The organism is Candidatus Parvarchaeota archaeon, from assembly GCA_016866895.1.
Lineage (GTDB): Archaea > Micrarchaeota > Micrarchaeia > Anstonellales > VGKX01 > VGKX01.
In genome coordinates this window covers 1-7,120 of sequence record VGKX01000050.1, presented here as the reverse complement: position 1 = coordinate 7,120, position 7,120 = coordinate 1, and the positions used below count along the sequence as shown (strand labels likewise).

The window sequence follows — 7,120 nt, the reverse complement described above, 5'->3', positions numbered from 1 at the left end:
CGGGACTAACGTCTCCTTGACGGTGCAGCTTGTAACAGGCTGGAATCTTGTTGGGATTACACAAAATTTGAGCAATACGACAATCGCCAGCGTCGTCTCGTCTCTTAATCTTTCGAATGTTGAAAAAATTATCTACTTTGATGGCACCTCCCATAAATCATACATTCCGAATTATGGAGGAACCCTATCAACAATGGAGGCCGGCAAATCCTATTGGATTAAATCAAGGGGCAACGGATTGAACTTCAATTCCAGGGGGGGCGCTATGACATCGCAACAAATCACCCTTAACCCTGGATGGAACCAAGTCTCGTTTGTCAAACTATTCAACTCTTCAAGGACAGTTTCTGCGCTTCTCACGCAAATCCAAAACAACTACTCCATTGTGAAAAAATTCAACCCTACAACGCAGGCCTATTCAACTTATAGGCCCGGGGATTCGGAAATGGCAATTAACTCAGGCGACGGGTTCTGGATATTTTTGAATGCAACGGCACAGAAAAACCTGACAGTCCAATAAGCTTCTGCTTTATGATAACAAAGGGTGAACATTGATGGCTCCAAAATCCAACTCACTGTTTCTACTTTTCATGATACTTGCCGCGACGATTGGTTATGCGGACTATGACCCCACTGTCCAACCCCATACTTTTGCAGTTTACGTAATTGTTAACGGTTCAAATGCAACGTCTGGCACAATTGTTTCATCTTACATAAATGGAGCCCAGTATGTCAATTCAACCCTCAATGCCACACCCAATGTCACCTTGAGTGGCGCCACCGGAAGCCTTGACATTGGCGCAGACAATGGCACCGGGACGCAGTTTGGCGGAAGGACTGGCGATGCCGTGACTTTCAAGGTCAATAATATTGATGCCACGGCAAATGCATCGGCAACCTTCCAAAACGGCTCAACAACCTTTCTGACGCTTGTGGTGGGCCCCAGAGTCATAAATGTGACCTCGCCCAACAGCAGCATTAGCTATACGACTGGAGCAAATCTGACGATTATTCTAACCTTCAGTGAGGCAGTCAATTTAACAGGGCTTCCGAGGCTGGAGTTGGAACTTGGAACAACTGACAGGAATGCAACATATTTGAGTGGAAACAATTCGGCAACCCTCAACTTTACATATACCGTTCAAGCCGGTGACACGGCCTCCGACCTTACTTATGTGAATGCAAATGCCCTTACCAATACCGGCCTGATCTACAGCAGCTCAAGTGGGGTAAACTCAAGTCTTGTCCTTCCTTCGCCATCAAGCGCAGGCTCACTGGCTGCAAACAGCAATATTGTAATTGACACGACTGCCCCCAATGTATCTAGCGTGACTTCCGCCAATACAAGCTCCACGTATGGCACTGGGGCGAACATTTCAATAACCATAGTCCTCAGCGAGGCCGTAAATATTACCGGAGGCTTGCCCGTCCTGGAACTTGAGCTTGGAACAACCGACAGGAATGCAACATATGTTTCCGGCAACGGCACAACAAATCTAACATTTTCCTTTGTTGTCAAATCCGGCGACACTTCATCTGACCTGAACTACACAGGCACAGCAGCCCTTTATCTAAACGGGAGCACAATCCGAGACATTGCGGGAAACTCTTTAAACACGACTCTTCCTGCAGGTTCAAATTCTCTTGGGGGGAACAAAAACATAGTAATTGATACATCAACTACGACTACCACCACGACCACAAATAACCCAGGAACAAGCGGCCCTGGAGGCTCACCCTCAGGCTCTTCTTCAAACACAGAAACATCAGCAAATTCAGTGGAGTTTGAAGGTGTTTCGGTATCATTTTCAAGGGATATATCCGTCTCTTCGTCTAATGTCACCACCGTCTCACTTACGCTAAAAAACAATCTTACAAAAACAATGAAGGACTTTGAGGTAAAGGAGAGAATTCCGGAAAAGTTCGCCACAGACCCAGCCTCAATCACCTTTAACATAAAGCCTGACAGGTTCGAAACCGGCTCAATCATTGCAGTTTGGAAGTTCAGCCTCCTCAACCCAGGTGAAAGCCTTGTCCTGTTCTACAGTGTCAACAGGGCTGTTGGGGTAAAAAACACCGATTTCACACTCTCACTCAAGCCAGGTGAGGGTGCAGCTGGGCAGCAGCAAACTGTTGCAATGGCAACAATTATTGCAACCCAGACCCTTTATGTGGGTGAAAAGGCAACTGCAACTTTAACAGGGGCTGATGGAAAGCCAATTGCAAATGCCTTCATTACAGTCACATACCCAAACAGGAAGACTGTTGACTACCTGACCGATGCAAGCGGGAAGATAACATTTACCGCGTCTGCAGAAGGGGAATACGCTTATTTGGCCAAAGGGGTTGAGTTGCAAAACCAGGCAAAGACAGTTGCAAAGGCAAAAGAAGTGTCAAAGCCTAAGCAAAAGACCGCTCCAAAGGAGGAAACAACAATAACAAATGAAGTGCCGCAGCCAGCGCCACAGGAAAACAAGCTGGGGTTGATGCTGGCAATAGGCGGGCTGATAGTGGTTGTTGTTGCAGGCCTGTTTGTCTTCAACATATTTGGGAAAAGAAAGAAGGGGCTTTAAGGGAAGCTGAAGCCCAGGGTGGCAAAACCAAAATGATTAGGTTAATTGCTTTTATTTATTCTTGAATTGGATTTTCAAGGACAAGCCAATATTGCGATAAATTAGAGTGGTGTATTGGAATGCAACGGGGAGAAAAAACCGAAAATTTGGATTTGGCGCTTTTGCTGCTGCGCTTGGTATTTGTGGCTTTCATGCTGCACGGGGTGCAAAAGTTCATGGACCTTGGGGCAACTGCTGGCTTTTTTGGAAAAGTCGGCATACCGGCGCCAGACATCATGGCCCTTGTTGTGGCGGCAGTTGAAACATTTGGGAGCCTTGCCATGATACTTGGCATCGGGACAAGGTTTGCAGGCCCGCTTTTGGCATTTGTCATGGTTGTGGCCATATTTACAGTAAAGCTTTCTGGGGCATTGGCAAAGGGGCTTCCATTTGGGCTGATTGGCATGGAAATTGACCTTGCATACCTGTTTGCCTCCCTTGCCTTGACATTTTCAGGCCCTGGAAAACACAGCCTTGAGGCAATGATGAAAAAATAGGTTGACAGGAAATTTGGGGGAAAGGCCAAAAAGCAACAGGCATCCTTGGGGCCTTGGCACCCCTCATTTTTTCTATATTTGACAGGGCTGGAAGTTTGCAGGACTCACGCGTAGTGGCTATTTGTTTTCAAGCAGGTTTGCTTTGATAATTCTCAACTGCCTTAACAATTTTCTACTGCCGTGGATTGGCGATGCTTTACAAACATGCCTTGGCAAAAGACTTATAATATGCTCCACCGCATTTATCACAAGTGCAGAGATTGTATTCAAAGAGCTTGTTTGAGTGCATAGATTCTGGATAATCATAGTTTTGAGGTGTAATCCATATGGCAAAGATAGTTTTCAAGAACCAGAACAAGGAAGTGGAAGTTGCGGTTGGCTCCAACGTTGCAGACATTTGCGACAAGGAAAACATTCCTTTCCCATTTTCATGCAGGTCAGGCGTTTGCACCACGTGCCTGTGCAACGTGCTTGAGGGCTCTGAAATTCTTGGCGAAAAGGAGGCAAACGAGCAGATGACACTTGAAGGTGCAAGCGCAAAGGAAAACCAGAGGCTTGGCTGCCAGCTAAAAGTCGTCAAGGAAGGAAAAGTGGTGCTTGAAAGCATTGAGTATTGAGATTCGGATGGGAAAGCCGCGGCAGCATAGGTGTGTTGAGTGCAAGAGTTGGTTTATTACGGCTACCTTGTAGCCTTGATTGGCGTGTCAGTTGTCGCAGGCAAGGCTCTGTCCCCCTTGTTTTTATGGGCAGTGTCAAGGCTTGTGTCAAAAACCAAGACAACGCTTGATGACAGGCTGCTTGAGGCAGTAAGAGAGCCAGTTGAATCGTTCTTCTTTCTTTTCATATTCTATTTGGCCATACACGCCATACCGTTTTTTGAATCCTCAATAGCGCTTGTGGAAAGGTACACGACTTTTGCGATCACAATTCTTGCGACATTTCTTGGCTTTAGGACTGCCAAGGCATTTTTCAACTGGTATTATGAAGAAGGGCACTCGATTTCAAGTGTGAAAATTGACTTGTCATTGCTGCCATTGCTGCAAAAGACAACGCAGCTTGTGGTTATTCTTGCAGGCGGAATAATTGGATTGGGTGAAATTGGATTTGACATAACCGGGATTCTCACATTCACAAGCGTCATTGGCATTGTCATTGGGCTTGCATCCCAGGAAAGCCTTGCAAACATTTTTGCCGGGTTAGCACTCCAGCTAGACAGGCAGTACCATTATGGGGATTACTTGAGGTTGCCTTCCGGTGAAATCGCCCGCTTGAGAAAGATTGGCATGCGCTCAAGCAGGCTTCTTGACCTGGCTGGAAATGCGATAATAATATCAAACTCTGAATTTGCAAAGATGAGGGTGACTCGGGTTGGGGCAACAAAAACCATTGCAAAGGCATCCATAGCTTTTGAGGCACCAATTGGAGTTGGGCCTGCTGACTTGCTGGAGTTTATTAAAAGGCGTCTTTCGAAGGCAGACTTGGAGTTGATTGAAAGCGTTAATGGCTTGGAGGCAGGAGTGACAAAGGTGAAGGCGCCTGGCTGGTATGAAGGTTCAATCAATTTCCAAATAAAGGACATGGCTGATTTAGGAAAAATAACAGATAGAATTAGCAGAGTTATCATTGAAAGGCTTGGACAGGTTCAGCTTGAAAAAAATCTGAAAAAAAGATAGGGAAAGGAAAAAAGATTGAAGGCTTTCATGTAGTATTTGATATACCCCTAGTTTACAACAAGCCTGCCTTTCATCTCACGATGCCCGTCGCCGCAAAACACATTGCAGAAGAAGTCATATGTGCCTTTTTTGCTTGCCACAAATTCACCTGTTGCGCTCCGCCCGGCTTCTGCTTTGAGGCTGAAGTCAAACTCGCGGATGCCAATGCCATGCGACACGTCCTTGTTCATAAGGGTTATTTTCACCCTGTCACCCTGATTTACAACGATAGTTTCAGGTTCAAACTTCCAGTTGCTTGCCTCAAGGGTGAATTCTTTTACAACTCCCATATCAGATGCATCCGAACCGGGCACAGTCTGGGGGGCAGAAGGGGGCGGGGATGGCGGCAAGGTGACCTGCGAACCCCCATCTCCGATTTTGTTGGCGTTTTGCCCTGTTCCGTCATTTCCAGTGCAGCCAAGCACCAGAAGCGCAAGCATTCCAACCAGCAACAATATTCTTTTCATTTCTACACCCCGCAAGTTATCAATGCCCATGGATAAGATTGGGTAGATTTAAGAGAGTTATTACACGCAACTTGCAGACCGCTTACGATTGTCTGAATTGATTTGGTTTACTCTTCAAAAATGGCAGCTTGAGAGCCCCTTTTTCATCAAGTATTTTTGATGGTGCTCTTCTGCCTTGAAAAATTTTGATGCAGGGACAATTTGGGTGACAATCTTTCGCCCTTCCCACTTTCCAGATCGCTCAAGCCCGTTCATTGATTTGAGTGCTGATTGCTGTTGCTTTTTGGAATGGAAGAATATGGCAGACCTGTACTGCGAACCGTAATCAGGACCTTGTTGGTTTGGGGTTGTCGGGTTGTGGCTTGACCAAAAAATATCAAGCAGCTTTTCAAAGGTTACAAGCTTTGGGTCAAACTCGATTTGCACAGCTTCGACATGGCCAGTTTTGTCAGTGCAGACATCCTTGTAGGTCGGATTTTCAAAGTTTCCTCCAGTATAGCCAACATATGTTGAAAGCACTCCTGTCAACTGTCTAAAGGTTTCCTCGACGCCCCAAAAGCAGCCTGCGGCAAAGGTTGCAAGCTCGGATTTTGGCTTTGACGAAATTGCCGGTTTTCCTGCCAATCAATCACTTTGTTTCGATGCATTTGCCCCCAATGCATCTGCAGGCATAACCAGAGTATCTGACACAAGCCAAATCAGGCGGCGCAGTTCTGGCCCATTCTTTGTTGTAGCAGCCTGAACAAATGAATAAGGTGCAGTCAGAATCGGATGAGCAGATTTGATTTAAACCAGAGTCTGCCGTACCTCCCCCAAGCCGATTGCCAGGTGAAACATTACGAAACACTGGTTCATTGATGCCTGTTTGATTGCCTGAAATGCCGGAGTTAAAGGCAGGTGGGATTTCCCTGACTGCGCAACCAGGCATAAGCAATGCAATAAGAATTGCCATCACTGGCAAGAGTGCCCGGATTCTTGTTATGCTGCCCCCTGCACCCATCTACTGCTCCTCTGCAAACTTTTTAATTTCCTCAAAATTTTCTACTATAAGCCTTGCCTTGCTTTTTCCAAAGCTAAACGGCATTGCGTCATTTTCATCCCTTTTCAGCTTGATTAGCTTATGTCCTTTGTATTCACCAAATTCAACTGCCATATGATTCACCTTTGTTTTAGACAAACAGTCATTAGTGCATAGGGGCTGTTTGCCATGATTTGTTAGTGGTTTTAGGCTGCCATAGATATTAATTCCTTGCGCACAAACTAGGGCATGGCAAAAAGGAATGCAGGATGGGGAGTTGCAGGCAAAGCAAGGCAGCCAAAAGCAAGTGTGATAATACCAACATTCATGGAGGAAAAATACCTTGGAAGCACGCTTGACTCGATAATGGCGCAAAGGCCGGGTTTTGGCTTTGAGGTAATAGTCTCCGATGCAAAAAGCACTGATGGAACTGCAAAAATTGCAAGGCAGAGGGGGGCAAGGGTGGTGCTTTGCCCAAAAACCACAATTGCCGAAGGCAGGGTTGTTGGGGCAAGTGCCGCAAATGGCGAGATACTCGTGTTTGCAACAGCTGACAATTATTATTATCCTGACTGGCTTTCCGATATGATAAGGCCTTTTTCCGACAAAAAAATAAGCGGCGTGATTGGAAAGGTCCGCATGAAGGAAAAAAGCCTTACTGAAAAGATTTTCTGCGAGTATATAATTTACCCAATAGGCGTCGGATTCTCAAAAATTGGGCTGTATTTTGCAAATGGCGAATCCCTTGCAGTGCGAAAGAGCGTTTATTACAGGATAGGCGGCATTAAAAAAATGCTTGAGACCTCTGATGACA

General features: G+C 45.9%; 7 protein-coding genes. 5 read left to right on the top strand and 2 right to left on the bottom strand.

The window, feature by feature from the left end; all coding sequences use genetic code 11:
* The first annotated feature begins 554 nt into the window (after window positions 1-554).
* From FJZ26_02905 to FJZ26_02890, 4 genes are all read left to right on the top strand, one after another.
* A complete protein-coding gene (locus FJZ26_02905; protein ID MBM3229357.1) occupies window positions 555-2,573 on the top strand; it encodes a DUF4198 domain-containing protein in 2,019 nt (672 codons plus the stop codon).
* 119 nt (window positions 2,574-2,692) lie between these two features.
* Window positions 2,693-3,109: a DoxX family protein gene (locus FJZ26_02900; protein ID MBM3229356.1), complete on the top strand. Its 417-nt coding sequence runs from the start codon at window positions 2,693-2,695 to the stop codon at window positions 3,107-3,109.
* A 326-nt stretch (window positions 3,110-3,435) separates the two neighbouring features.
* Window positions 3,436-3,726, top strand: coding sequence for a (2Fe-2S)-binding protein (locus FJZ26_02895; protein ID MBM3229355.1), 291 nt, complete (start codon window positions 3,436-3,438; stop codon window positions 3,724-3,726).
* Window positions 3,727-3,765: 39 nt separating this feature from the next.
* Window positions 3,766-4,782: a mechanosensitive ion channel family protein gene (locus FJZ26_02890; GenBank protein ID MBM3229354.1), complete on the top strand. Its 1,017-nt coding sequence runs from the start codon at window positions 3,766-3,768 to the stop codon at window positions 4,780-4,782.
* A 47-nt stretch (window positions 4,783-4,829) separates the two neighbouring features.
* Here FJZ26_02890 and FJZ26_02885 read toward each other — a convergent pair whose 3' ends face one another.
* Together FJZ26_02885 and msrA are read right to left on the bottom strand one after the other, a co-directional pair.
* Window positions 4,830-5,318 carry a hypothetical protein gene (locus tag FJZ26_02885; protein MBM3229353.1) on the bottom strand — a complete coding sequence of 163 codons (489 nt, stop codon included), beginning with the start codon at window positions 5,316-5,318 and terminating at the stop codon, window positions 4,830-4,832.
* A gap of 84 nt (window positions 5,319-5,402) precedes the next feature.
* Entirely contained in the window at window positions 5,403-5,894 is a 492-nt protein-coding gene (gene msrA, locus FJZ26_02880) for a peptide-methionine (S)-S-oxide reductase MsrA (GenBank protein MBM3229352.1), read from the bottom strand.
* A gap of 661 nt (window positions 5,895-6,555) precedes the next feature.
* Between msrA and FJZ26_02875 the strand changes: the two genes are divergently transcribed.
* Window positions 6,556-7,120 (top strand): glycosyltransferase (locus FJZ26_02875; GenBank protein MBM3229351.1); only part of this gene is annotated, 565 nt, incomplete at its 3' end.

Bases quoted from the DNA above. Each gene is read 5' to 3' on its own strand.
- FJZ26_02905 (MBM3229357.1), top strand. From the start codon at position 555: ATGGCTCCAAAATCCAACTCACTGTTTCTACTTTTCATGATACTTGCC.
- FJZ26_02900 (MBM3229356.1), top strand. From the start codon at position 2,693: ATGCAACGGGGAGAAAAAACCGAAAATTTGGATTTGGCGCTTTTGCTG.
- FJZ26_02895 (MBM3229355.1), top strand. From the start codon at position 3,436: ATGGCAAAGATAGTTTTCAAGAACCAGAACAAGGAAGTGGAAGTTGCG.
- FJZ26_02885 (MBM3229353.1), bottom strand. From the start codon at position 5,318: ATGGGCATTGATAACTTGCGGGGTGTAGAAATGAAAAGAATATTGTTG.